The following is a 21,587-nucleotide window of genomic DNA, read 5'->3' as shown; positions in this document are numbered from 1 at the left end:
AAACTTGTATCAGGTTAAAGGCGGGGTACTGTAATCAATCCCGCGGGGCGGTCCATGACCCCGGCAGATCGCCCTTGGGAAAGCGGCTGGGCGCCTTGATGTGGCTCAACAGCCAGTTCGGCCCCGCCATGAGCTTGCTGAGGGTCGGGCTCTGGTTCACCTGCGCCTTGAGTTTTTCGATCTGCATCACATTGTCGACGCGCCGGTCCAGGAAGGCCCAGGTGCGCATGTGGCCTTCGCTGTCGTCGCCCAGCCAGTACAGGACGGTCGAGGAATAGACACCACCCAGGGTGGCCCGTTTGGTATACCAGTTCACATCCTCGGATGTGTCGCCCAGGGCGTTCCAGATGGCATCGCAGGTTTCCCAGATCAGCTTCGCGCCATCGGGCGCATATTGCGGCAGCGCAAACAGGGTGGTGCCCCGCCGGACCAGTTCCTTGTCCTGCACCTGTTCCAGACGCAGGCGGACCGCCCGTGCCACGCGGTCGCGGAAACGCAGGTCTTCAAGGTTTTCGGATTTCAGCGCGGCCAGCATCGCGGCATCGCCCTGCCGGTGATAGGCCACCGCCAGATCGACCGCGCCGCGCGGGCAGACCGCGCGCGCCACTGTCGGGTCCACGCCACTTTCGTCGATGGCGGCCTTGAAGGTCACCTCCGTCCAGCCATCGAAGGGCACATGCGGCAAGGCCGCATCCAGCAGTTTCAGCCTGGGGTCGGTTGCTGCCTTGGTCATCTTGCGCTCCTTTTTGCGGTCCTGTCGGACGTACCGTCCAATTGCGGTCCTGTCGGACATACCTTCCAATTGCGGTCCTGTCGGACTCGACAAACAGTTTCAAGGTTGATATAGGGCCATTTCCTGCAAATCCTTGCAACTTTTTCCTAGAAAGGTGGTGACAACCACATGCAGGTTAGTGTTCGCGACAACAATGTCGATCAGGCCCTCCGGGCTCTGAAGAAAAAGCTCCAGCGCGAAGGCGTGTTCCGCGAAATGAAGCTCAAGCAACATTTCGAGAAACCCTCCGAGAAAAAAGCGCGCGAGAAAGCTGAAGCGATCCGCCGTGCCCGCAAGCTGGCACGCAAAAAAGCGCAACGCGAAGGCATGATGTAAATCATTCCCGCGATGCCGGAAATCAGAACCCCCGCAGCCCCGCGCTGCGGGGGTTTTCTTTGGCCTGCCGTCCGGGTCCCGGGCCGGTCAGAACAGCGCGCGGCGCAGCAGGTTCAGCCCCATCAGCAGGAAAAGCCAGAGGAACACCCGGCGGAAGGCCCTGGCGCTCATCCGGCGGCGCAGCACCTCGCCCAGGGTAAAGCCCGCCAGCGTCGGTACGATCATCGCCGCCGAAAGCGGCCCGGTGGTCCCGTTCAGGATGCCCGACTGCCAGAAGCCGATGGCAAGGGGCACGCCCCCGATCAGGATAAAGAGGCCCGAGGCGCGCACGAATTCATCCGCATCGGTGCGCCGGGCGATGAGGTAGGTCACAAAGGGCGGCGACCAGATGCCGGTAAAGCCCCCCAGCACGCCCGCACTGATCCCCGTGATCGCCTGTGCTGTCCGGTCCCAGCGGTCGGGGACCGGTGGCGGGGTCCCCAGCAGGTTCGAGACGGCAAAGACGACAATAGCAGCCCCGATGGCGCCGAGCAGGAATTCGGGCGAGACCGAGGCGGTGAAGAACGTCGTCAGCCAGAGCGATCCGCCCAGCAGTGCCATCAGCAGCCAGTAGCGCCGCAGCGTGCCCAGCCCCGCCCCGGCGCGGATCACCTGCCAGACATTCGACACCAGAAGCGGCAGCACAATGATCGCCAGGGCAGTGGTGGGCGGCAGGAACTGGCCCATGATCCCCATCGCGACCGTCGGCAGGCCCAGCCCGATCACACCCTTGATCGTGCCGGCAAACAGGAACACGGCGGCCACCAGCAGGCCCATCTCGGGTTCAATCTGCATTCAGACAGGCAATGCGGTGGTTTTGCAGACGGTGCGCAGGGCAAAGCTGGACTGCATGGTCTGCACCCCCGGCAGCCGTGCAAGATGCTGGCGGTGGATGCGCGCGAAATCTTCGGTATTCTCGGCCACCACTTTCAACAGGTAATCGGCAGAGCCCGCCATCAGGTGGCATTCCAGCACATCGGGAATCCGCGCGACGGATTTTTCGAAGGCGTCCAGTGTTTCATCGGCCTGGCCTTGCAGGGTAATCTCCACAAAGACCGTTGTCGGCACCCCGAGTTTCCGGGGATTCAGCAGGGCGACATAATCGCTGATATAGCCGGTCCGCTCCATCCGCTGGACCCTGCGGTGGCAGGCGGAGGGGGACAGATGGACATCGTCGGACAGTTCGGCGTTTGACATCCGCCCGTTGCGTTGAAGTGCCCTGAGGATACGGCGATCAATCTCGTCGAGACTCATCGGCGCAAGACTTTCGCGTATATGTTGATCATGGCGCAATGATATCCTGATAAATGCCGGTCGCGCCACCTTTATTCGTGTCCCTTTGCGTGCAGAATTGCCCATGCTTCCGCCAATCAATCAACAGGGGACTCATCATGAAAATCGGCTGCCCGAAAGAGATCAAACCGCAGGAATTCCGCGTTGGGCTGACCCCCTCGGCGGCGCTGGAGGCGACAACGGCAGGACATGAGGTCCTGATCGAGACCGGCGCGGGCATCGGCGCGGGCTTCGAGGACAGCGATTACCAGGCCGCCGGTGCGCAGATCATCGGGACCGCGAAGGAGGTTTTCGCCGCCGCCGACATGATCGTGAAGGTCAAGGAGCCGCAGGCCGTGGAGCGCAAGATGCTGCGCGAGGGCCAGGTGCTGTTCACCTATCTTCACCTTGCCCCCGACCCCGAGCAGACACGCGACCTGATGGCCTCCGGTGCGACCTGCATCGCCTATGAAACCGTAACCGACCGCATGGGCGGCCTGCCCCTGCTGGCACCAATGTCCGAGGTTGCGGGCCGTCTGGCACCCCAGGTTGGCGCATGGACCCTGCAAAAGGCCAACGGCGGACGCGGCGTGCTGATGGGCGGTGTGCCCGGTGTGAACCCTGCCCGCGTCATGGTGATCGGCGGCGGTGTTGTCGGCACACATGCGGCGCGGATCGCGGCGGGCATGGGCGCGGATGTGACCGTGCTGGACCGGTCCCTGCCCCGGATGCGCTATCTCGACGATGTCTTCGGCGGCACCTTCAAGACCGCCTATGCCTCTGCCCAGAACACCATGGAGTTGGCGCGTCAGGCCGACATGATCATCGGCGCGGTGCTGATCCCCGGTGCTGCGGCGCCCAAGCTGATTTCCCGCGCACAATTGTCCGAGCTGAAACCCGGTGCGGCGCTTGTCGATGTGGCGATTGACCAGGGCGGGTGTTTCGAGACGTCAAAGGCAACCACGCACCAGGATCCGGTCTATGAGGTCGACGGAATCATGCATTACTGCGTGGCCAACATGCCGGGTGCGGTTGCGCGCACTTCGACCATCGCGCTTGGCAATGCGACCATGCCCTTCATGCTGGCGCTGGCCAACAAGGGCTGGCGTCAGGCCTGCGAAGAGGACGAGCATCTGCTGAACGGGTTGAACGTACATGCGGGCAAACTGACCTATCATGCGGTGGGCAAGGCACTTGGGATCGACGTGTTGTCACCCCGGCTTGCGCTGAAGGCGTAACGTCAGACACCAGCCAAACCCGGCTTTGTGTCACCTCGTCGTCCCTGAATGCTGCAGCATGTCAGGAGGAGGTGGCAGGGGCCAAGCGGTCATAGGTGAGAATGCGGCGAAGCTCCGGTCGGGCCCAAGGTAATGCAATGTGCGGGCCGGGCCGGCGCTTGCGCCGGATGGCCCGATCACCCGCCTTGCCGCACCCCCTGCTCGGCGCGCTGGAACTCCCGGAAACCGTTTTCCATGGCCGGGATGATGGAGATAATTTCAAAGTACGGCACGGACAACAGTGCCGTATTGCGCAGCCTCTCCATGACGAAATAATAGGCCTGCATGTCGGTCGTCTCGAACACGGCCACGTCGGAGCAATAACCGCTGAAGGCTTCCGCATCGTAGAACCGCATGGTCACGCGGTCGTCCACCATCGCCGTGCCAAGGCATGCCGCAGCGATCCTGTCGCGTTCCCCGGGCGGCTGGCGCAACCAGGCCGGTGTGGCGCGCATGTTGACAAAAATGGTCCATTTCATCGGGCATTCCTTTTTCCCTGCTTGCAGTTCATAAGTATGAGCAATCGCTCACATTCTTCTACTCGCTTCCGGAGGTGGCCCTGGAGATGCGGATAAACCCCCGAAAAACACCAACGCAGGCCCGCGCCCGCGTCAGTTACGACGCCATCCTGGAGGCGGCTGCTCGCATTCTGGTGGCGGAAGGGTTTGACCGGCTGAACACCAACCGCGTGGCCGAGGTCGCGGGGGTGAGCATCGGGACGCTTTATCAATATTTCCCGTCAAAGGAGGCGATCCTGGCCGAGATCATCCGCCGGGAGCGCGCTCAACTGCTGGAAGATGTGCAGACAGCCACCCGCGACATGGCCGCGGAGGATGTGGAGACCACCCTGGAGAGGTTGCTGCGCGCGGCCGTCGGCCATCAGCTGCGCCGGCCCAAACTGGCCCGGATGCTGGAATATGCCGATGCTGTCCTCCCGCTGGAGGAAGAAACAAAGGCCCTGAACGCCGCCATTCTGCAAAGGGTCGCAGCATTTCTGACCCATGCAGGGCTGGAGGATGCCGATCTGCTGGCCCGCGATCTGGTGGCAGCGCTGCGCGGCATGATTGATGCCGCAGGCATGGCCGGTGAAACCGATCAGGAGGCGCTGTTGCTCAGATCCGGGCGGCTGGCGCGCGGATACCTCGGCCTGGGGTCATGTCCGGCGGCGGCCGACTAAAGCCCCGGAAACAGAAAAAGGCCCACCAAAGCGGGCCTTTGATCGAAAACGAAGCGGATCACTTGCCCTTGGCAAGCTGGTCGCGGATTTCCAGCAGAACGTCCAGCTCCGAGGGGCCGGTCTCGACTTCGGGTGCGACCTCTTCGGGCTTCTCGGCCGCAGATTTGACACGGTTGACCATCTTGACCAGCATGAAGACCACAAAGGCGATGATCAGGAAATTGATGACCGCCATGATGAAGGCGCCATAGGCAAAGACAGAGGCGCCCGCCTCCCGCGCGGCTTCCAATGAGGCACCGGCAGGCACGTCACCGGCCAGCACGGCATAGTTATTGGTAAAATCCACCCCGCCCGAGAACAGGCCGATGATCGGATTGATCAGATCGCCGACCAGCGATGTCACGATGGCGGTAAAGGCCGCGCCGATGATGATACCGACGGCCATGTCCATGACATTGCCCTTGGCGATGAAGTCCTTGAATTCGTTAATCACAACATGTCCCTCTTTCCAGTAGATGCCCGGACGGCTTTCGGTCCGTTCAGCAATGCACATTTGTTAGCATAACTTCGCACAGGTGGAAGTCTGTTACTGCGGGGAAAAGCAACTACCTTGCATCATGAAACCAAAGGAGCCCTCCATGTCAGTTTTCGATTCCTTCCCCATCGCCCGCAAATGGCCGCCGAAAGACCCGGGCGTATTGCAGCTTTATTCCTTTCCCACGCCGAACGGCGTCAAGGTCTCCATCGCGCTGGAGGAAATGGGCATTCCCTATGAGGCGCACAAAGTCACCCTGTCGGATGCCGACGTGAAAAGCCCGGAGTTCCTGTCGCTGAACCCCAACAACAAGATCCCGGCGATCATTGACCCGAACGGGCCGGACGGCACACCCGTGGGCCTGTTCGAATCCGGCGCGATCCTGATCTATCTGGCAGAAAAGTCAGGCAAGCTGATCGGCAGCACCGCGACCGAAAAGGCGCATGTCATCCAGTGGCTGATGTTCCAGATGGGCGGCCTTGGTCCGATGCTGGGCCAGCTCGGCTTTTTCTACAAATTCGCCGGATCCGAATGGGAAGATAAGCGCCCCCAGCAACGCTACATCAACGAGGCAAAGCGCCTGTTGAACGTGCTGAACCTGGCGCTTGAGGGCAAGGATTGGATTGCCGGTGACTATTCGATCGCCGACATCGCCATCGCGCCCTGGCTGCGGGGGCTCGATTTTTATGGCGCGAAAGAGGTGGTGGGCTGGGAAGATCACAGCAACCTGGTGGATTATCTGGAACGGTTCACGGCCCGCCCCGCAGTGCAGAAGGGTCTGGTGACGCCCCCGCGCGACTGATGCCCCGCGCCGGGCGGGCGGGTGGCAGCCCGTTCAGCCCGGCAGCGTGCCGTTCAGCACATAGCGCAGGATCTGCACTACCTGCGCCGGTTCCGACGCAACCGCCAGGGCAGCGGCATCCACTTCCTTCAGCGCATGGGCATGGTCAGGCCCGTGCAGAATGATCAGCGACTTGCCCAGGGCGGCGGCATAGCCAGCATCAAAGGCGGCGTTCCATTGCTTGTATTGATCGCCAAAGCGCACAACCACCACATCCGCATCCGCAATCCCCTTGCGGGTGCGGATGGCGTTCATCTGCGCCCCCTTGCGGTCGTGCCAGAACTTGTCCGCCTCCGCGCCCAGGATCGCCACGCCGCAATCGTCGCTGGCGGCGTGGTCGGTGACCGGACCGTCAAAGGCGACATCCAGCCCGCTGGCCCCCTCGACGATCTGTTCGCGCCAGTCGGTGTGGATTTCGCCGGACAGGTAAACTCTGAGCATATGTCCCCCTTAACCGCGCAGAACGCCGCCCGTGGCCTTGGTGACCTTCTCGATCACCTTGGCCCCGACCGCCTCGATATCCGCGTCTTTCAATGTGGTTTCGCTGGGCTGCATCCGCACCGTGATCGCCAGCGACTTTTTACCCTCGCCCAGCGATCCGCCGATGAATTCGTCGAAGACGCGCACATCCTCGATCAGCGACTTGTCCGCGCCCAGCGCCGCATTGACCAGCGTCAGCGCCTCGACCCCGGCATCCACGACAAAGGCAAAGTCACGCTCAACCACCTGCAGATCGCTGATCCGAAGCGCGGCACGGGTGGCCCCGGCCTTGCGCGGCAGCGGGATTTCATCAGGCCAGATGGTAAAGGCCATGGCGGGCCCCTTCACGTCCATCGCGGTCAGGATTTTCGGATGCACTTCGCCGAAGATGCCCAGGATCTTCTTCGGGCCCAGGCAGATCATGCCGTGCCGGCCCGGATGCCAGTAATCCGGCGCGCCGCGCAGGATCTGCACCCGCGCCGGGGCGCCCATCGCCGACAGCACAGCTTCCGCATCCGCCTTGACGTCAAAGACATCCACGGGCCGGGACGCGCCATGCACATCCTTGGGTCCGGTGCGCCCGATCAGCAGCCCGGTGATCATCTCCGCCTGTTCACCCGGCTCGCCCCCCTGAAAGGCCGGGCCAACCTCGAACAGTGCCATATCCGCATGGCCCCGCGCCTGGTTGCGCGCGGCCGCCTGCAACAATCCCGGCAATAGCGCCGGGCGCATGTGGCTCATGTCGGCAGAGATCGGGTTTTCCAGCCGGGTCGCATCCGTACCGCCCCCGAAAAGCGCGGCTGAGGCCTGGTCAATGAAGCTGTAGGAGACGCATTCGTTATAGCCCAGCGCGGCGGTGGCACGGCGCGCCGCCCCGATCCGGCGCTGTGTCGGTGACAGCACGGGGCGCGGCACACCTGCGGTCAGGCGCGGCAGCGGCCGCCCCTCCAGCTTGGTCAGCGAAGCGATACGGGCCACCTCTTCCACCAGGTCCGCCTCTCCCTGAACATCGGGCCGCCATGTCGGCACATGGGCCATGTTGCCTTCCAGCCGGAAGCCCAGCGATGTCAGCGTCTGGCGCTGATCGCTTTCGGGAATGGTCATGCCGACCAGCGACTGCACCCTTGCCGCGTCCAGCTTGTAGGCGCGGGCCGTGTCCGGGATCTGACCCGCCACCACAACCTCGGAAGCCTCGCCACCCGCGTGATCCAGGATCATCCGGGTGGCATGTTCGATGCCATAAGGCGTCCAGGCCGGGTCGATCCCACGCTCGAACCGGTAACGCGCATCGGAATTGATCTTGAGCGCGCGGCCCGTGTAGGCGGTGCGGACCGGATCGAAATAGGCCGCCTCGATGAAGACATTGGTGGTTTCCGCCGTGCAGCCCGACCCGGCGCCGCCCATGACGCCGCCAATGCTTTCCACGCCATCGGCGTCGGAAATCAGGGTCATGCCCGCTTCGAATGTATATTCCTTGTCGTCGAGCGCCATTATCGTCTCGCCGCCCAGGGCGCGATGCACCCGCAGCGCATTGCCCGCGATCTTGTCCGCGTCAAAGACATGCAGCGGGCGGTTGCGGTCATAGGTGAAGAAGTTCGTGACATCCACGAGGAAGGAGATCGGCCGCAACCCGATGGCGCGCAGGCGGTCCTGCAGCCAGGCAGGTGACGGGCCATTGGTCACGCCCCGGATCATGCGGCCGTAAAACACCGGGCATTGGTCGCGGGTGTCCTCGTCGATGCTGACGGTGACCGGACAGGGGAAGGCACCCTCCACCGCATCCACGTCGCGCGGTTTCAGCTTGCCCAGACCGCGTGCCGCCAGATCGCGGGCGATGCCGCGCACGCCCAGCGCATCGGGGCGGTTCGGGGTGATGGCAATCTCGATCACCGGATCAACCTTGGCCGGGTCATTCTCGGCCAGCCAGTCGACAAACCGCTGCCCAACCTCGCCCGAGGGCAGTTCGATGATGCCGTCGTGTTCCTCGCTCAGTTCCATCTCGCGCTCGGAGGCCATCATGCCATAGCTCTCGATGCCGCGGATCTTGCCCACGCCGATGGTCGTGTCGATGCCGGGCACATAGACGCCGGGCTTGGCGACCACCACGGTGATGCCTGCACGCGCATTGGGCGCGCCACAGATGATCTGGGTCACACCTTCGTCGGTTTCGACCTGACAGACGTTCAGGCGGTCCGCATCGGGATGCTTTTCCGCAGATTTCACGTAACCGATGGTAAAATCCGCCAGTTTCGCGCCGCGGTCCTCGACCCCTTCGACCTCCAGACCCAGATCGGTCAGGGCATAGGTGATTTCATCGACCGAAGCGGTCGTATCCAGATGCTCTTTCAGCCAGGACAGGGTGAATTTCATCGCGCGGTTCCTCGTGCATGCGTCTCACGGGTTCGGTATCCGCAAACGCCGGGGGTTTCAATGAAAAGCCCCGCTTTTGGCGCGCGACACCCCCCTTTCATTGTTCTTCAAATACACCAAAGCCCGGCCGGCCACCCGCGTCCCCCTCAGGGTGATCCCGCGCCCGGTCCCGGGTTGTGTCAGCCGTCGCCGCCTGCGCGCCGGGCCAGGTCTTCCATATCGCCAAGGCGGTATAATTTCACCTCACGCCACAGGCGCAGGGTGGGTTTGGCGGCAAAAAAGAACGACCCGATCAGGAACAGCCAGGTGCCAGTTGTCACCCAGGCGTCTGAAAAGAACATCACCGAGCCGATGATGAACATCAGGGCCGCCAGGAAATCGACCATGGTATAGGCGATCTCGAACCGGGCATAGATCCGGCGGTGCGCCGCTGAGTCGTTTCGCCTGTCGCGGTGAAACAGCTTCATATGGCCTCCTTACCGGCTCAGCCCGCCGTGCAGGTTCGGCTGGTCCAGCGAGGCGAACCCATAGTGCCGCAGCCAGCGCAGGTCTGAATCAAAGAAGGCCCGCAGGTCCGGCACGCCGTATTTCAGCATCGCGATGCGGTCGATCCCCATGCCAAAGGCAAAGCCCTGCCACTGATCCGGATCCACCCCGCCGGAGCGCAGCACATGGGGGTGCACCATGCCGCTGCCCAGCACCTCCAGCCAGCCGTCGCCCTCGCCGATGCGCAACTGGCCATCGACCCAGGAACACTGGATGTCGACCTCTGCCGAGGGTTCGGTGAAGGGGAAATGCGAGGCGCGGAAGCGTGTCTTGATCCCGTCGATCTCGAAGAAGGCGGCAAAGAATTCCTCAAGCACCCACTTGAGGTTCGCCATGGAGATATCGCGGTCAATCGCCAACCCCTCGACCTGGTGGAACATCGGCGTATGGGTCTGGTCGTAATCCGCGCGATAGACGCCACCTGGGCAGATGATGCGCAGCGGCGCGCCCTGCGCTTCCATCGTGCGGATCTGCACCGGGGAGGTATGGGTGCGCAGTACATGTGGCGGGCGGTTGTCGCCTTCCGCGCGCGCCATATAGAATGTGTCCATTTCCGCCCGTGCCGGGTGGTGGCCGGGGATGTTGAGCGCGTCGAAATTGTACCAGTCGGTGTCGATGCGCGGCCCTTCCGCGACGGAGAAGCCCATCTCGGCAAAAATTGCTGTCAGCTCCTCGGTCACCTGGCTGATCGGGTGGATCGTGCCCTGCCGCCGGGCGCGGGTGGGCAAGGTCACATCCAGCCATTCGCTGCGCAGGCGTTCGTTCAGCGCCGCGTCGCCCAGCGCCGCCTTCTTGGCCGCGAGGGCGGAGTTGATCTCGTCCTTCAGGGCATTCAGCGCGGGACCGGCCACTTGCCGTTCTTCCGGGGTCATCTTGCCCAGCTCGCGCATTTTCAGCGCGATCTCACCCTTCTTGCCCACGGCGGTGACACGGATGTCTTCGAGGGAAGCCTCGTCCGCCGCATCGGCAATCCGGGAAAGGTATTTCTGCTTGAGATCGTCCATCGCAATCGTCCTTCAACTGTCAGGGTCGTGCTAGCAGACTGGCCGCTGAATACAAGCCATGCGGGGCGTGAAGCGGGTTCAGATGCCCGGTTGCAGCCAGGCCGACAGATAGGGGCGCAGGCGCTGGTCGAGCGGCACGGCGTTGTGCAGGGCGCAGAAATGCAGCGCCATCGCCTGGGTGGCAAATGCCTGCACCCCTTCGGCCAGCAAATCCGGGGAGACATCGCGGCGAAACGGGCCCTGGTCCAACCAAGCGGCAACAACCTCGGCCTGGCGCACAAAGGTGGTGGCAATCGGTCCGATCTCCTCTGCCAGCGCCGCGCCGGAGTGGCGCAGGATCACGTCAAAGACATAGCGTTCGCAGGTCATGAAACGCAGTAACGGCATCAGAACCGTGACAAATTCATCCACGTCGCGCGGGGCGGGCAGATCTGCGATGGCATCAAGGTGGCGGTCGATCTCGGCCCCGATCAGCAGATCCATCAGCGCATCCTTGTCGGGGAAATGGGCAAAGAAGGTGCCCTTGGCCACCCCCGCCTTTGCCACGACATCCTCGACCCGCAGCGCGGCATAGCCCTGCGCCGCGACCAGCCCCTTGGCCGCGGCCACCAGCCGGGCGCGGGTTTCGAGGGTGCGTTTCTGGACAGCCTGTTTCATGACCCAGATGTGGCACGATCCCTGATCGCGGTCAAATTTGATTATTGACCGTGGTCATTTTGGCCGATAACAATTAATGACCACGGTCAATTACAAGGAACCACCATGTCGAAACGCATCTACATCCTGAATGGCCACCCGGCCGAAACCTCCCTGAACCGCGCCCTGGCCGAAGCCTATGCCGGGGCGGCGCGTGCAGCGGGGCATGAGGTGCGCCTGACCCATATCGCAGCAATGGATTTCGACCCCGACCATGGATTTGCGGGTTTTGGCAAAACCAAGCCACTGGAGCCCGCCCTGGAAAAGCTGCTGACGGACATCGAATGGGCAGAGCATGTCGTCTTGACCGCGCCGATGTGGTGGGGCGGCATTCCGGCCAAGCTGAAGGGCGCGATTGACCGGGCGTTCCTGCCGGGCCGGACCTTTGACAGCCGGGTGCCCAGGGGCAAGATGCCCAAACCATTGCTCTCGGGCCGTTCGGCGCGGTTGATCCTGACCTCGGACACGCCCAGATGGTTCCTGTCGCTGATCTATCGCAATGCCATCCTGCATCAGATGCGCGGGCAGATCCTGCGCTTTGTCGGAATCAAACCGACCAGGGTAAGCTTTTTCTCTGCCGCAAGCAGCCCCGGTGCCGGGCAGGTTGACGGCTGGCTGGCGAATGTGGGGCAATTGGGCAAGGCGGGGGTCTGAGCCGCAACGCTGGTGCGCGGCCCCTGTAACGCGCCCTGCCCCCTGCCGGCTGGAAACCCACAGCCGCACAGCCGGTGCCACCCATGCTGAACCTGCCCAAACAAAAAAGCCCCCGCATCGCCGCGGGGGCCTTTTGAAATTTCTGACTGGCGCGGATTACGCGGCCAGAGACGCCTGTGCCTGCTTGACGATCGCACCGAAGGCTTCGGGCTCGTGCACGGCCAGGTCGGCCAGAACCTTACGGTCCACTTCGATGCCGGCCAGATTCAGACCGTTGATGAAACGGCTGTATGTCAGCGATTCGTCATGGGAGCGCACAGCGGCGTTGATCCGCTGGATCCACAGCGCGCGGAAGTTCCGCTTGCGGTTCTTGCGGTCACGTGTGGCGTATTGGTTCGCCTTGTCGACCGCCTGCGTGGCGACCTTGAAGACGTTCTTGCGGCGGCCGTAGTAACCTTTGGCGGCCTTGACGATCTTCTTGTGGCGGGCGTGGGTGACTGTACCACCTTTAACTCGGGACATCTCGGTTCTCCTCTATCAGCGGTCGTAGGGCATATAGCCCTTGATGATCTTTGCATCGGGCTCTGACAGAACTGTCGTGCCGCGTGCGTCGCGGATGAATTTCTTGGTCCGCTTGATCATGCCATGGCGTTTGCCGGCCTGACCCCCGATGACCTTACCGGTCGCCGAGATCTTGAAGCGCTTTTTGGCGCTCGATTTCGTCTTCATCTTGGGCATTTCCGTCTCCGTCTATTGAGTTCGGTTGACGCGCGACTCGGCATGCCACGTTGGCCGGACGCGCGGGTTGAGTGAGGGCGTATAGGAGGGTTGTGCCGGTTTGGCAAGTGCCGCGATGCGGTTGCGCGGTTGCTGGTTTACCGGCGCATCCGCCGGCCGGTGAAACCTCGCCCGGCCTCAGGGCATATAGCGGGCGACGACATCCACAAAGACATCCGGCACCTCTTCCAGCGCATAGCCCTGCGGCTTGTTCTGCGCAGCATAGAGGACCAGCCCCCCGGCGATCAGGATCGTCAGCGCCGAGGCGCGCGGCGCGCGTCTGTCAGACAGGGCCGACAGGATGGACGGGATCGAGAGCGCCCCGATCACGATGCCGAGGACAAGTGCCAGATCAGGGTCCATTACCGACCACTCCTGATTGAGAAAAAATCAACTACCTGAACAGGCTACTCCGGATCGGATGCAAAAATCAAACGTTCGTCGCAGGGGGCAACGCGCAGGATATTGGTGGTGCCCGGCACGTTGAAGGGCACGCCGGCGGTGACGACAATCAGGTCTTTCGCCTGTGCGAAACCTTCGGCGGTTGCCGCCTTGACGGCCGCGACAACCGCCAGCTTGAACCGGTCCAGCGGCGGTGTGATCACGCAGTTCGTGCCCCAGCTCAATGCAAGCCGCCGGGCGGTGCGCACATCGGGGGTCAGCGCGATGATCGGCACGCGGGGCCGCTCACGGGCTGTGAGCACGGCGGTGGTCCCGCTTTGGGTAAAGCAGCAGATCGCCTTGATCTCGGTGGTTTCCGCAATCTCGCGGGCCGCAGCAACAATGGCGTCGGCCACGGTTTCACGGTCGGCGATGCGCGAGGATTCGATGATCTGGGTATAGGTCGGGTCCAGCTCCACCTCGGAGGCGACATTGTTCATGGTCTGCACCGCCTCGACCGGATAGGCGCCCGCCGCGGATTCCGCCGAGAGCATGACCGCATCGGCCCCCTCGTAGATCGCGGTGGCCACGTCCGACACTTCGGCCCGGGTGGGCATCGGGCTTTCGATCATCGATTCCAGCATCTGGGTGGCGACGATCACCGGCTTGCCCGCCATACGGCATTTGCGCACCAGGCGTTTCTGGATCGGCGGGACGTTCTGCACCGGCAGTTCGACACCCAGATCGCCGCGTGCGACCATGATGCCGTCGCTGACCGCCAGAATGTCGTCGAACCGCGTCACCGCCGAGGGTTTTTCGATCTTGGACAGGATGGAGGCCCGTCCCTTTGCCAGATCGCGTGCTTCGGTCACGTCTTCGGGGCGCTGCACAAAGCTCAGCGCCAGCCAGTCCACGCCCAGGCCGCAGACAAATTCCAGATCCGCGCGGTCCTTGTCCGACAGCGCCGCCAGCGGCAGCACGACATCGGGCACGTTCACCCCTTTGCGGTTGGAAATGATGCCGCCGATCACCACTTCGCAATTGGCAAAATCCGGACCGCAGTCCTTGACCTTCAGCCTGATCTTTCCGTCATTGACCAGCAGGGTCGCCCCCGGCTCAAGCGCCTGGAAAATCTCGGGGTGGGGCAGGTTGACCCGGCTTGCATCACCTTCCGCCTCGTCCAGATCGAGCCGGAAACTGGCACCGGGATCAAGCTGTTCGCTGTCACCGGCAAAGACACCCACGCGCAGTTTCGGGCCCTGCAGGTCAGCCAGAATGCCGATGGTGCTGCCAAGGTTCTCTTCGACCTCGCGGATGATGCGGTGCTTTTCGCGGATTTCCTCGTGGCTGCCATGGCTCATGTTCAGGCGAAACACGTCCGCCCCGGCCTTGTGCAGCGTTTCGATCATCTCGTATGTATCGGATGCAGGGCCCAAGGTTGCCACGATCTTTACGTTGCGCAGGCGTCTCATGTGATTTTCCCTGTTCTTTCTTCTGGGCCAGACAGTGGCCCGTTAATTTTCTTCCGTTAGCGGTAACATACATTGCCGCCCATATGAAGCCCCACCGTCATAATCACCCAAGGTTTCATGAATGCTAAGCTTCTGCCAGCCCCGGCCGCCTTGCACCGGATGATTTCGATGCTCAATGGCGCATCTGCTTGACACCTGTGCGATGCCCCCCCAGCTTTCATCCAAAAGGAGATCACCATGCCAGATCAGCAAGAGATCGAACTGCAGGCCGCCGCCTTTCGCCGTCTGCAACAACATCTGATGCAGGACCGCACCGACGTTCAGAACATCGACCTGATGAACCTTGCCGGGTTCTGCCGCAACTGCCTGAGCCGCTGGTATCAGGAAGCGGCCAATGCACGGGGCATCGAAATGACCAAGGAAGAGGCCCGCGAGCTGTTTTACGGCATGTCGATGGAGGACTGGAAGAAGAACTACCAGACCGATGCGACATCCGGACAGCAGGCTGAATTCAAGGAAGCCTTTGCCAAAAACGTCGGCGAAGGCTGACCGCCCTGCGCGCGACCTGCCGCCTTGCGATGGCTCACCCGTAAGGGTTGCGCGCGCCACGATCCTCGCTCAGCGACAACTGGCTGCGCTCCACGATCAACAGCACCGCGTCGGCCAGATGGCTGCGGCCGATGGCCTTGTCGCCCCGTGCGACGCGCAGCTTGTGTGCCTCCAGCATGACCTCGGCATGGCTGCTGCCGCGCGGCGGGATGAAGGTGTAGCAGGCCAGTTCGATCAGAAAGCCCAGCGGGTCCTTGAAATAGATCGACTTCATGAAACCCCGGTCCTTGATCCCGGAATTCGGGATGCCCCGCTCTGCCAGGCGGTCAAGCACCTGTTCATGCGTCGCCTGATCGACCTCAAGCGCCAGATGATGCACGCAGCCCGGATCGGTCGGGGTTCTGTTATGAACAGGCTTGCGGTTTTCATTTGTGAATATCGTGATCAGCCGGCCGTCACCGGGATCAAAATACAGATGCCCCTCGTCCGGGTCGTCCAGATTGGGCTGGTCGAAGATGAAAGGCATGCCCAGCACCCCCTCCCAGAAGTCGATCGAGGATTGACGGTCGGCACCGGTCAGCGTGATGTGATGGACGCCGAGCGATTGAATTTTCTTCATTATATATCTCCACCCTTTGTTTTCCTGCCCAGCCTAACCCGGCGGCGACAAGATGCCGAGACTTCTCAGAGCCCCCCTTTCGCCTCAGCGGAGCGAAGCCTATAAGGGCTGCGCGCCCGCCTCTGTCAGAGTCGCGGGCTGATTGGGCTTTTAATCAAGGTTTGCACCGCATGAACATCTTTGGAAATCTCCGCGGCATGTTTTCTTCCGACATGGCGATTGATCTGGGCACGGCGAATACGCTTGTCTACGTCAAGGGTCGTGGGATTGTTCTGTCTGAGCCGTCGGTCGTTGCCTATCATATCAAGGACGGGGTCAAGAAGGTGCTGGCCGTGGGCGAGGACGCCAAGCTGATGCTGGGCCGCACCCCCGGCAGTATCGAGGCGATCCGCCCGATGCGCGAAGGTGTCATCGCGGATTTCGACACCGCCGAGGAGATGATCAAGCACTTCATCCGAAAGGTGCATAAACGCTCCACCTTTTCAAAGCCCAAGATCATCGTCTGCGTGCCGCATGGCGCGACTCCGGTCGAGAAACGCGCGATTCGCCAATCGGTCCTTTCCGCTGGCGCACGCCGCGCGGGTCTGATCGCCGAACCCATCGCCGCGGCCATCGGTGCGGGGATGCCGATCACCGATCCCACCGGCAATATGGTCGTGGACATCGGCGGCGGGACCACCGAGGTGGCGGTTCTCAGCCTTGGTGACATCGTTTATGCCCGCTCCGTCCGCGTCGGCGGCGACCGGATGGACGAGGCAATCATCAGCTACCTGCGCCGTCAGCAGAACCTGCTGGTGGGGGAAACCACCGCAGAACGCATCAAGACCTCCATCGGTACGGCACGGATGCCCGACGACGGGCGCGGCACCTCGATGCAGATCCGCGGCCGCGACCTGCTGAACGGCGTGCCGAAAGAGATCGAGGTCACGCAGGCCCAGATCGCCGAGGCGCTGGCCGAACCGGTGCAGCAGATCTGCGAGGCGGTGATGACCGCGCTGGAAACCACCCCGCCCGACCTTGCGGCGGATATTGTGGACCGGGGCGTCATGCTGACCGGCGGCGGCGCATTGCTGGGCGATCTGGACCTTGCGCTGCGCGAGCAGACCGGGCTTGCCGTTTCCATCGCGGATGAATCGCTCAACTGCGTCGCATTGGGCACGGGCAAGGCGCTGGAATACGAAAAACAGCTGCGCCACGCCATCGACTACGACAGCTGAATCCTGATACCATTGCCACGCCCGCCCCTCGGGCAGGAGCCTTTGTGACATGGCCAAAGACCGCTCAACCAGCAGTGATTTCACCGGCCCGCTGCGCCGGTTGCTGCTGGCTGTGCTGATCCTGCTGCTGGGCGCGATCTTTCTTTTGTGGCGCATCGACAGTCCGCGCGTCGAACGGTTTCGCGCCCAGATCACCGACCGGCTGGTGCCCAACCTGGATTGGGCGATGGCGCCGGTGACGGGCACGATCAACCTGTTGCGCGACTTTCAATCCTACCAGCGGCTGAGCGAACAGAACCAGGAGCTGCGCAGCGAATTGCGCCAGATGCAGGCCTGGAAGGAAGCGGCCCTGCAACTGGAACAGGAAAATGCCAGACTGCTGGACCTCAACAAGGTGCGGCTGGACCCGCGCCTGACCTTCATCACCGGGGTGGTGCTGGCCGATTCCGGCTCTCCCTTCCGGCAGTCCGTCCTGCTGAACGTCGGCGCGCGTGACGGGCTGGTGGACGGCTGGGCCACCATGGACGGCATCGGGCTTGTCGGCCGCATTTCCGGCGTGGCGCAGAATACCGCACGGGTGATCCTGCTGACAGATGCCTCCAGCCGCATCCCGGCGGTGATCCAGCCTTCGGGCCAGCGCACGATCGTCGCGGGCGACAATTCCGCCGCGCCGCCGCTGGATTTCATCGAAAGCCCCGATCTGGTGCGTCCCGGCGACCGGGTGATTTCATCCGGTGACGGGGGCGTCTTTCCGGCGGGTCTGCTGATCGGACAGGTCACCGCCGACCCCGGCGGGCGGCTGCGCGTGCGGCTTGCGGCGGATTACGAGCGGTTGGAATTCCTGCGGGTGATGCGGCACTACGGCACCGAGAAGGTGACCGACAATGCGCAGGTGATCTCCCCTGCAGGCCCCTTGCCCGTGCAGACAGAGGCGGAAGCGGAGGTGAGTGAATGAACGATCTGTCGCTGTCCCGGCTTTGGGCGATGCGGGCGTCGTTCCTGTTCCTTGCGCTTGTGATACTGTTCTTTCATCTGCTGCCGATGGAAACCACGCCGCGCCGCTGGGCCGGCCCCGACCTGCTGCTGTGTTTTGCCTGTGCCTGGGGCCTGCGGCGCCCGGAATATGTGCCTGCCCTCGCGCTGGCCATCGCCTTTCTGATGTCGGACCTTCTGTTGCAGCGCCCGCCGGGCCTCTGGGCGTTGCTGGCGCTGGTCGGCTGTGAAAACCTCAAGTCGCGGGGCCGGTCCCTGCGCGACGGCGGCTTTGCCGCTGAATGGGTGTCGGTTGCCATGATCATGGTGTTGATCATGGTCGCGAACCGGCTGATACTTGCCCTTGTGCTGGTGCCTGTGCCGGGCCTCACACTCAGCCTTTCGGAACTGGGCATGTCCTTGTTATTCTATCCCTTGGTCGTGGCCGTAACCCACGGGCTGATGCGGGTGCGCAAGACCGCGCCCGGCGATCTGGATGCTTTGGGGCAGAGGGTCTGAGATGAGACGCAACCGCGCCGAAAACGATGCCAACCACACGCGGCTGACCCGCCGGGCCGCCCTGCTGGGCGGCGCGCAGTTGCTGTTCATGGGCGGCCTTGCCGCGCGGATGCGGTATCTGCAGGTCGATCAAGCCGACCAGTTCCGCCTGCTGGCCGAGGAAAACCGCATCAACATCCGGCTGATCCCCCCCGCCCGCGGCGAGATCTTTGACCGCAACGGCATGCGGCTGGCGCAGAACGTGCCGAGCTATCGCATTGTCATGGTGCGCGAAGATGCGGGCGACGCAGAGGCGGTGATGGATCGTCTGGGACAGATCATCACGATTGACGCGGAAACCCGCGAACGCGCCATGGCAGAGATCAAGCGCTCCGCACCCTTCCTGCCCGTCACCATCGTCGACGATGTCAGCTGGGAGGATGTCAGCCGGGTCAGCGTCAATGCGCCCGCCCTGCCCGGCGTCACACCCGAGGTCGGGCTGACGCGGGTCTATCCGCGCGGCTCGGACTTTGCCCATGTGGTGGGCCGCGTCGGCCGGGTCAGCCAGGCCGACCTCGACGCGCTGGAGGACCCCGACCAGGTGCTGCGCATCCCGCGGTTCCAGATCGGCAAGATCAACGTGGAAGCCCGGCGCGAGGATATCCTGCGCGGCAAGGCCGGCACCAAGCAGGTGGAGGTCAACGCCACCGGCCGGGTGATGCGCGAACTGTCCCGGCGCGAGGGCGAATCGGGCAAGGACATACAGCTGACCGTGGACGCCAAGCTGCAACAATACGTCCAGGCCCGCCTGGACGGGGAAAGCGCCGCCGTCGTGGTCATCGACTGCGAGAACGGCGACCTGGCCGCCATCGCCTCGGCGCCATCCTACGACCCGAACCTTTTCATCGGCGGGATTTCCTCCAAGGACTACAACCCGCTGCTGGAATCGAAATACCGCCCCCTGGTGAACAAGACGGTGCAGGGGACGTACCCGCCCGGTTCGACCTTCAAGATGATGACGGCCATGGCCGCCATCGAGGAAGGCATCATCGGCCCGGACGAAACCGTCTATTGCCCCGGCCATCTCGAAGTCGCGGGGCGGCGGTTTCACTGCTGGAAACGCGCGGGTCACGGCTGGGTCGACCTGGAAAACTCGCTGAAGCAATCCTGCGACGTCTATTACTACGATCTCGCCCTCAAGGTCGGGATCGAAAAGATTTCGGCCATGGCGAACCGCTTTGGCCTTGGCATCAAGCATGAACTGGCGCTGTCCTCTGTCGCCTCGGGCCTGACGCCGACCAAAAGCTGGAAGCGCGAGACACGCGGGGCGGACTGGGTCATCGGCGACACGGTCAACGCCTCCATCGGGCAGGGTTTCATGCTCGCCTCGCCGCTGCAACTGGCGGTGATGAGCGCGCGCATCGCCACCGGCCGGGCGGTGACACCACGGCTGGTCAAGACAATCGACGGCGTCGAGCAACCCAGTGGCGCGGGCGAGTCATTGGGCATGAACGAAAACAACCTGCGCAAGATGCGCCGCGCGATGTTCGAGGTGGTCAACAACCGCCGCGGCACCGGCTACAGGTCGCGCATCATCGCCGAAGAATACCGCATGGCGGGCAAGACCGGCACCAGCCAGGTCCGCAACATTACCGCCGCCGAACGGGCGCGCGGGGTCAGCCGGAACGAAGACCTGCCCTGGGAACGTCGCGACCACGCATTGTTTGTCAGTTTCGCCCCCTTCGACAACCCGCGCTATGCAGTGTCGGTGCTGGTTGAACATGGCGGCGGCGGATCTACGGCAGCTGCCCCCATCGCACGGGACGTGATCCTGCAGGCGCTTGCAGGGGGCGACCCCCCGCTGGAGGCCTATCCCTCTGCCGACCGGGGCCGGATCAAGACCCAGCAACGCAAGCTGCGCGAGATGCAGCCCCAGGCCGCGATCAACGGAAACGATCAGGCATGAGTTACCTTGAATATACGGTCAAATCGGTCCCGACGGGGTTTCGCAAGATCCTGCACCTGAACTGGCCGCTGACGCTGCTGCTGGCCTCGGTCTGCTGCATCGGTTTCCTGATGCTTTATTCCGTCGCCGGAGGGTCATTCACCCCCTGGGCCGAACCGCAGATGAAACGCTTCGGCCTTGGCCTCTCCCTGATGCTCGCAGTGGCGATGATCCCGATCTGGCTCTGGCGGAACCTGTCGGGCCTGGCCTATGGGGGCTCGCTGCTGCTGCTGGTCGCCGTGGCGCTGATCGGCGATGAGCGCAAGGGCTCGCAGCGCTGGATCGACCTTGGCTTCATGGACCTGCAACCCTCCGAACTGATGAAAATCACCCTGGTGATGTTTCTGGCCGCCTATTACGACTGGCTGCCCGCCAAAAAGGTATCGCGCCCGTTCTGGGTGTTGCTGCCGGTCCTGATCATCTGTGTGCCGACCGTGCTGGTCCTGCGCCAGCCGGACCTCGGGACCTCGATCCTGCTGCTGACGGCGGGGGGCGGGCTGATGTTCCTGGCCGGGGTGCATTGGGCCTATTTCGCCGCGGTCATCGCCTCGGCCACGGGGCTGCTGACGGCAGTCTTCCAGTCGCGCGGCACCACCTGGCAATTGCTGAACGACTACCAGTACCGCCGCATCGACACCTTTCTCGATCCCGCCGCCGATCCGCTGGGCGCGGGTTATCACATCACCCAATCCAAGATCGCGCTGGGGTCCGGCGGCTGGACCGGGCGCGGCTTCATGCAGGGCACCCAGTCGCGGCTGAACTTCCTGCCGGAAAAACATACCGACTTCATCTTCACCACCCTGGCAGAGGAATTCGGCTTTGTCGGCGGGTTCAGCCTGCTGGGGCTCTATGCGATGATCATCCTGTTCTGCGTGGTCACCGCGATCCTGAACAAGGACCGGTTCTCTTCCCTGCTGACCCTGGGCATCGCGCTGAACTTCTTTTTGTTCTTTGCGGTCAATATGTCGATGGTGATGGGGCTGGCGCCGGTGGTCGGCGTGCCCCTGCCATTGGTCAGCTACGGCGGATCAGCCATGCTGGTGCTGCTGCTGGCCTTTGGCCTCGTGCAATCCGCCCATGTCCACAGACCGAGGTAAC

The 21,587-nt window shown here is 63.0% G+C and carries 26 protein-coding genes; 11 read left to right on the top strand and 15 right to left on the bottom strand.

Annotated features, from left to right (window positions below; translation table 11 throughout):
* Nucleotides 1-34 precede the first annotated feature (34 nt).
* Entirely contained in the window at nucleotides 35-733 is a 699-nt protein-coding gene (locus ACWNZ3_RS02435; RefSeq protein ID WP_496901062.1) for a COQ9 family protein, read from the bottom strand.
* 168 nt (nucleotides 734-901) lie between these two features.
* Here ACWNZ3_RS02435 and rpsU point away from each other — a divergent pair, with 168 nt between their 5' ends.
* Complete coding sequence (gene rpsU / locus ACWNZ3_RS02430) at nucleotides 902-1,108, top strand: 30S ribosomal protein S21 (protein WP_007118112.1); 207 nt, start codon at nucleotides 902-904, stop codon at nucleotides 1,106-1,108.
* An 87-nt stretch (nucleotides 1,109-1,195) separates the two neighbouring features.
* Here rpsU and ACWNZ3_RS02425 read toward each other — a convergent pair whose 3' ends face one another.
* Together ACWNZ3_RS02425 and ACWNZ3_RS02420 are read right to left on the bottom strand one after the other, a co-directional pair.
* Nucleotides 1,196-1,942, bottom strand: coding sequence for a sulfite exporter TauE/SafE family protein (locus ACWNZ3_RS02425; protein ID WP_496901061.1), 747 nt, complete (start codon nucleotides 1,940-1,942; stop codon nucleotides 1,196-1,198).
* Nucleotides 1,943-2,401, bottom strand: a complete 459-nt coding sequence (locus ACWNZ3_RS02420; RefSeq protein WP_274573181.1) for an Lrp/AsnC family transcriptional regulator — start codon at nucleotides 2,399-2,401, stop codon at nucleotides 1,943-1,945.
* A 137-nt stretch (nucleotides 2,402-2,538) separates the two neighbouring features.
* On the opposite strand from ACWNZ3_RS02420, the gene ald reads away from it, so the two are divergent.
* Nucleotides 2,539-3,657, top strand: coding sequence for an alanine dehydrogenase (gene ald, locus ACWNZ3_RS02415; RefSeq protein WP_114277391.1), 1,119 nt, complete (start codon nucleotides 2,539-2,541; stop codon nucleotides 3,655-3,657).
* A 176-nt stretch (nucleotides 3,658-3,833) separates the two neighbouring features.
* On the opposite strand, the gene ACWNZ3_RS02410 is transcribed toward ald, so the two are convergent.
* Complete coding sequence (locus ACWNZ3_RS02410; RefSeq protein WP_269364093.1) at nucleotides 3,834-4,175, bottom strand: darcynin family protein; 342 nt, start codon at nucleotides 4,173-4,175, stop codon at nucleotides 3,834-3,836.
* An 86-nt stretch (nucleotides 4,176-4,261) separates the two neighbouring features.
* Between ACWNZ3_RS02410 and ACWNZ3_RS02405 the strand changes: the two genes are divergently transcribed.
* Nucleotides 4,262-4,873, top strand: coding sequence for a TetR/AcrR family transcriptional regulator (locus ACWNZ3_RS02405; RefSeq protein WP_496901060.1), 612 nt, complete (start codon nucleotides 4,262-4,264; stop codon nucleotides 4,871-4,873).
* 58 nt (nucleotides 4,874-4,931) lie between these two features.
* On the opposite strand, the gene mscL is transcribed toward ACWNZ3_RS02405, so the two are convergent.
* Nucleotides 4,932-5,366, bottom strand: a complete 435-nt coding sequence (gene mscL, locus ACWNZ3_RS02400) for a large conductance mechanosensitive channel protein MscL (RefSeq protein ID WP_269364234.1) — start codon at nucleotides 5,364-5,366, stop codon at nucleotides 4,932-4,934.
* 145 nt (nucleotides 5,367-5,511) lie between these two features.
* Between mscL and ACWNZ3_RS02395 the strand changes: the two genes are divergently transcribed.
* Nucleotides 5,512-6,210, top strand: a complete 699-nt coding sequence (locus tag ACWNZ3_RS02395; RefSeq protein WP_496901059.1) for a glutathione S-transferase family protein — start codon at nucleotides 5,512-5,514, stop codon at nucleotides 6,208-6,210.
* Nucleotides 6,211-6,243: 33 nt separating this feature from the next.
* On the opposite strand, the gene ACWNZ3_RS02390 is transcribed toward ACWNZ3_RS02395, so the two are convergent.
* The 5 genes from ACWNZ3_RS02390 to ACWNZ3_RS02370 form a co-directional block, all read right to left on the bottom strand.
* Nucleotides 6,244-6,690 carry a YtoQ family protein gene (locus ACWNZ3_RS02390; RefSeq protein WP_269364088.1) on the bottom strand — a complete coding sequence of 149 codons (447 nt, stop codon included), beginning with the start codon at nucleotides 6,688-6,690 and terminating at the stop codon, nucleotides 6,244-6,246.
* Nucleotides 6,691-6,699: 9 nt separating this feature from the next.
* Nucleotides 6,700-9,099: a phenylalanine--tRNA ligase subunit beta gene (pheT, locus tag ACWNZ3_RS02385; protein WP_496901058.1), complete on the bottom strand. Its 2,400-nt coding sequence runs from the start codon at nucleotides 9,097-9,099 to the stop codon at nucleotides 6,700-6,702.
* A 179-nt stretch (nucleotides 9,100-9,278) separates the two neighbouring features.
* Nucleotides 9,279-9,566 carry a YrhK family protein gene (locus ACWNZ3_RS02380; protein WP_496901057.1) on the bottom strand — a complete coding sequence of 96 codons (288 nt, stop codon included), beginning with the start codon at nucleotides 9,564-9,566 and terminating at the stop codon, nucleotides 9,279-9,281.
* 9 nt (nucleotides 9,567-9,575) lie between these two features.
* Nucleotides 9,576-10,649 (bottom strand): phenylalanine--tRNA ligase subunit alpha, encoded by a 1,074-nt coding sequence (gene pheS, locus ACWNZ3_RS02375; protein WP_114277385.1) that lies wholly within the window; start codon nucleotides 10,647-10,649, stop codon nucleotides 9,576-9,578.
* Nucleotides 10,650-10,727: 78 nt separating this feature from the next.
* Nucleotides 10,728-11,306: a TetR/AcrR family transcriptional regulator gene (locus ACWNZ3_RS02370; RefSeq protein ID WP_496901056.1), complete on the bottom strand. Its 579-nt coding sequence runs from the start codon at nucleotides 11,304-11,306 to the stop codon at nucleotides 10,728-10,730.
* A 105-nt stretch (nucleotides 11,307-11,411) separates the two neighbouring features.
* Between ACWNZ3_RS02370 and ACWNZ3_RS02365 the strand changes: the two genes are divergently transcribed.
* Nucleotides 11,412-11,999: an NAD(P)H-dependent oxidoreductase gene (locus tag ACWNZ3_RS02365; RefSeq protein WP_496901055.1), complete on the top strand. Its 588-nt coding sequence runs from the start codon at nucleotides 11,412-11,414 to the stop codon at nucleotides 11,997-11,999.
* A 156-nt stretch (nucleotides 12,000-12,155) separates the two neighbouring features.
* Here ACWNZ3_RS02365 and rplT read toward each other — a convergent pair whose 3' ends face one another.
* From rplT to pyk, 4 genes are all read right to left on the bottom strand, one after another.
* The gene (gene rplT, locus ACWNZ3_RS02360; RefSeq protein ID WP_067295078.1) at nucleotides 12,156-12,521 is read right to left on the bottom strand and encodes a 50S ribosomal protein L20; all 366 of its coding nucleotides are present in this window, start codon (nucleotides 12,519-12,521) and stop codon (nucleotides 12,156-12,158) included.
* Between the two features lie 15 nt (nucleotides 12,522-12,536).
* A complete protein-coding gene (gene rpmI, locus ACWNZ3_RS02355; RefSeq protein WP_071973065.1) occupies nucleotides 12,537-12,737 on the bottom strand; it encodes a 50S ribosomal protein L35 in 201 nt (66 codons plus the stop codon).
* Nucleotides 12,738-12,914: 177 nt separating this feature from the next.
* A complete protein-coding gene (locus ACWNZ3_RS02350; RefSeq protein ID WP_274573190.1) occupies nucleotides 12,915-13,139 on the bottom strand; it encodes a hypothetical protein in 225 nt (74 codons plus the stop codon).
* 44 nt (nucleotides 13,140-13,183) lie between these two features.
* Nucleotides 13,184-14,629, bottom strand: coding sequence for a pyruvate kinase (gene pyk / locus ACWNZ3_RS02345; RefSeq protein WP_496901054.1), 1,446 nt, complete (start codon nucleotides 14,627-14,629; stop codon nucleotides 13,184-13,186).
* A gap of 237 nt (nucleotides 14,630-14,866) precedes the next feature.
* Between pyk and ACWNZ3_RS02340 the strand changes: the two genes are divergently transcribed.
* A complete protein-coding gene (locus ACWNZ3_RS02340; protein WP_269364072.1) occupies nucleotides 14,867-15,178 on the top strand; it encodes a DUF1244 domain-containing protein in 312 nt (103 codons plus the stop codon).
* 34 nt (nucleotides 15,179-15,212) lie between these two features.
* On the opposite strand, the gene ACWNZ3_RS02335 is transcribed toward ACWNZ3_RS02340, so the two are convergent.
* Entirely contained in the window at nucleotides 15,213-15,797 is a 585-nt protein-coding gene (locus ACWNZ3_RS02335; RefSeq protein WP_269364070.1) for a VOC family protein, read from the bottom strand.
* A gap of 170 nt (nucleotides 15,798-15,967) precedes the next feature.
* On the opposite strand from ACWNZ3_RS02335, the gene ACWNZ3_RS02330 reads away from it, so the two are divergent.
* The 5 genes from ACWNZ3_RS02330 to rodA are packed head-to-tail and all read left to right on the top strand — an operon-like array spanning nucleotide 15,968 to nucleotide 21,586.
* Entirely contained in the window at nucleotides 15,968-17,014 is a 1,047-nt protein-coding gene (locus ACWNZ3_RS02330) for a rod shape-determining protein (protein WP_067295094.1), read from the top strand.
* 49 nt (nucleotides 17,015-17,063) lie between these two features.
* Complete coding sequence (gene mreC, locus ACWNZ3_RS02325; protein ID WP_114277378.1) at nucleotides 17,064-17,969, top strand: rod shape-determining protein MreC; 906 nt, start codon at nucleotides 17,064-17,066, stop codon at nucleotides 17,967-17,969.
* The gene (locus ACWNZ3_RS02320; RefSeq protein WP_114277377.1) at nucleotides 17,966-18,505 is read left to right on the top strand and encodes a rod shape-determining protein MreD; all 540 of its coding nucleotides are present in this window, start codon (nucleotides 17,966-17,968) and stop codon (nucleotides 18,503-18,505) included. Before mreC ends, ACWNZ3_RS02320 begins: the two co-directional genes overlap by 4 nt.
* Nucleotide 18,506: 1 nt before the next feature.
* Nucleotides 18,507-20,450 carry a penicillin-binding protein 2 gene (gene mrdA, locus ACWNZ3_RS02315; RefSeq protein WP_496901053.1) on the top strand — a complete coding sequence of 648 codons (1,944 nt, stop codon included), beginning with the start codon at nucleotides 18,507-18,509 and terminating at the stop codon, nucleotides 20,448-20,450.
* Nucleotides 20,447-21,586 (top strand): rod shape-determining protein RodA, encoded by a 1,140-nt coding sequence (gene rodA, locus ACWNZ3_RS02310; protein ID WP_274573191.1) that lies wholly within the window; start codon nucleotides 20,447-20,449, stop codon nucleotides 21,584-21,586. Before mrdA ends, rodA begins: the two co-directional genes overlap by 4 nt.
* The last annotated feature ends 1 nt before the right edge of the window (nucleotide 21,587 follow it).

It is taken from the genome of Sulfitobacter sp. IGS-18 (genome assembly GCF_059628195.1).
The sequence above is the reverse complement of the archived record's forward strand: the minus strand, read 5'-3'. Positions and strand labels throughout refer to the sequence as shown.

What these genes read in the sequence shown, in the direction of transcription:
- ACWNZ3_RS02435 (WP_496901062.1), bottom strand. Translation starts at nt 733, where the DNA reads ATGACCAAGGCAGCAACCGACCCCAGGCTGAAACTGCTGGATGCGGCC.
- rpsU (WP_007118112.1), top strand. Translation starts at nt 902, where the DNA reads ATGCAGGTTAGTGTTCGCGACAACAATGTCGATCAGGCCCTCCGGGCT.
- ACWNZ3_RS02425 (WP_496901061.1), bottom strand. Translation starts at nt 1,942, where the DNA reads ATGCAGATTGAACCCGAGATGGGCCTGCTGGTGGCCGCCGTGTTCCTG.
- ACWNZ3_RS02420 (WP_274573181.1), bottom strand. Translation starts at nt 2,401, where the DNA reads ATGAGTCTCGACGAGATTGATCGCCGTATCCTCAGGGCACTTCAACGC.
- ald (WP_114277391.1), top strand. Translation starts at nt 2,539, where the DNA reads ATGAAAATCGGCTGCCCGAAAGAGATCAAACCGCAGGAATTCCGCGTT.
- ACWNZ3_RS02410 (WP_269364093.1), bottom strand. Translation starts at nt 4,175, where the DNA reads ATGAAATGGACCATTTTTGTCAACATGCGCGCCACACCGGCCTGGTTG.
- ACWNZ3_RS02405 (WP_496901060.1), top strand. Translation starts at nt 4,262, where the DNA reads ATGCGGATAAACCCCCGAAAAACACCAACGCAGGCCCGCGCCCGCGTC.
- ACWNZ3_RS02395 (WP_496901059.1), top strand. Translation starts at nt 5,512, where the DNA reads ATGTCAGTTTTCGATTCCTTCCCCATCGCCCGCAAATGGCCGCCGAAA.
- ACWNZ3_RS02390 (WP_269364088.1), bottom strand. Translation starts at nt 6,690, where the DNA reads ATGCTCAGAGTTTACCTGTCCGGCGAAATCCACACCGACTGGCGCGAA.
- pheT (WP_496901058.1), bottom strand. Translation starts at nt 9,099, where the DNA reads ATGAAATTCACCCTGTCCTGGCTGAAAGAGCATCTGGATACGACCGCT.
- ACWNZ3_RS02380 (WP_496901057.1), bottom strand. Translation starts at nt 9,566, where the DNA reads ATGAAGCTGTTTCACCGCGACAGGCGAAACGACTCAGCGGCGCACCGC.
- pheS (WP_114277385.1), bottom strand. Translation starts at nt 10,649, where the DNA reads ATGGACGATCTCAAGCAGAAATACCTTTCCCGGATTGCCGATGCGGCG.
- ACWNZ3_RS02370 (WP_496901056.1), bottom strand. Translation starts at nt 11,306, where the DNA reads ATGAAACAGGCTGTCCAGAAACGCACCCTCGAAACCCGCGCCCGGCTG.
- ACWNZ3_RS02365 (WP_496901055.1), top strand. Translation starts at nt 11,412, where the DNA reads ATGTCGAAACGCATCTACATCCTGAATGGCCACCCGGCCGAAACCTCC.
- rplT (WP_067295078.1), bottom strand. Translation starts at nt 12,521, where the DNA reads ATGTCCCGAGTTAAAGGTGGTACAGTCACCCACGCCCGCCACAAGAAG.
- rpmI (WP_071973065.1), bottom strand. Translation starts at nt 12,737, where the DNA reads ATGCCCAAGATGAAGACGAAATCGAGCGCCAAAAAGCGCTTCAAGATC.
- ACWNZ3_RS02350 (WP_274573190.1), bottom strand. Translation starts at nt 13,139, where the DNA reads ATGGACCCTGATCTGGCACTTGTCCTCGGCATCGTGATCGGGGCGCTC.
- pyk (WP_496901054.1), bottom strand. Translation starts at nt 14,629, where the DNA reads ATGAGACGCCTGCGCAACGTAAAGATCGTGGCAACCTTGGGCCCTGCA.
- ACWNZ3_RS02340 (WP_269364072.1), top strand. Translation starts at nt 14,867, where the DNA reads ATGCCAGATCAGCAAGAGATCGAACTGCAGGCCGCCGCCTTTCGCCGT.
- ACWNZ3_RS02335 (WP_269364070.1), bottom strand. Translation starts at nt 15,797, where the DNA reads ATGAAGAAAATTCAATCGCTCGGCGTCCATCACATCACGCTGACCGGT.
- ACWNZ3_RS02330 (WP_067295094.1), top strand. Translation starts at nt 15,968, where the DNA reads ATGAACATCTTTGGAAATCTCCGCGGCATGTTTTCTTCCGACATGGCG.
- mreC (WP_114277378.1), top strand. Translation starts at nt 17,064, where the DNA reads ATGGCCAAAGACCGCTCAACCAGCAGTGATTTCACCGGCCCGCTGCGC.
- ACWNZ3_RS02320 (WP_114277377.1), top strand. Translation starts at nt 17,966, where the DNA reads ATGAACGATCTGTCGCTGTCCCGGCTTTGGGCGATGCGGGCGTCGTTC.
- mrdA (WP_496901053.1), top strand. Translation starts at nt 18,507, where the DNA reads ATGAGACGCAACCGCGCCGAAAACGATGCCAACCACACGCGGCTGACC.
- rodA (WP_274573191.1), top strand. Translation starts at nt 20,447, where the DNA reads ATGAGTTACCTTGAATATACGGTCAAATCGGTCCCGACGGGGTTTCGC.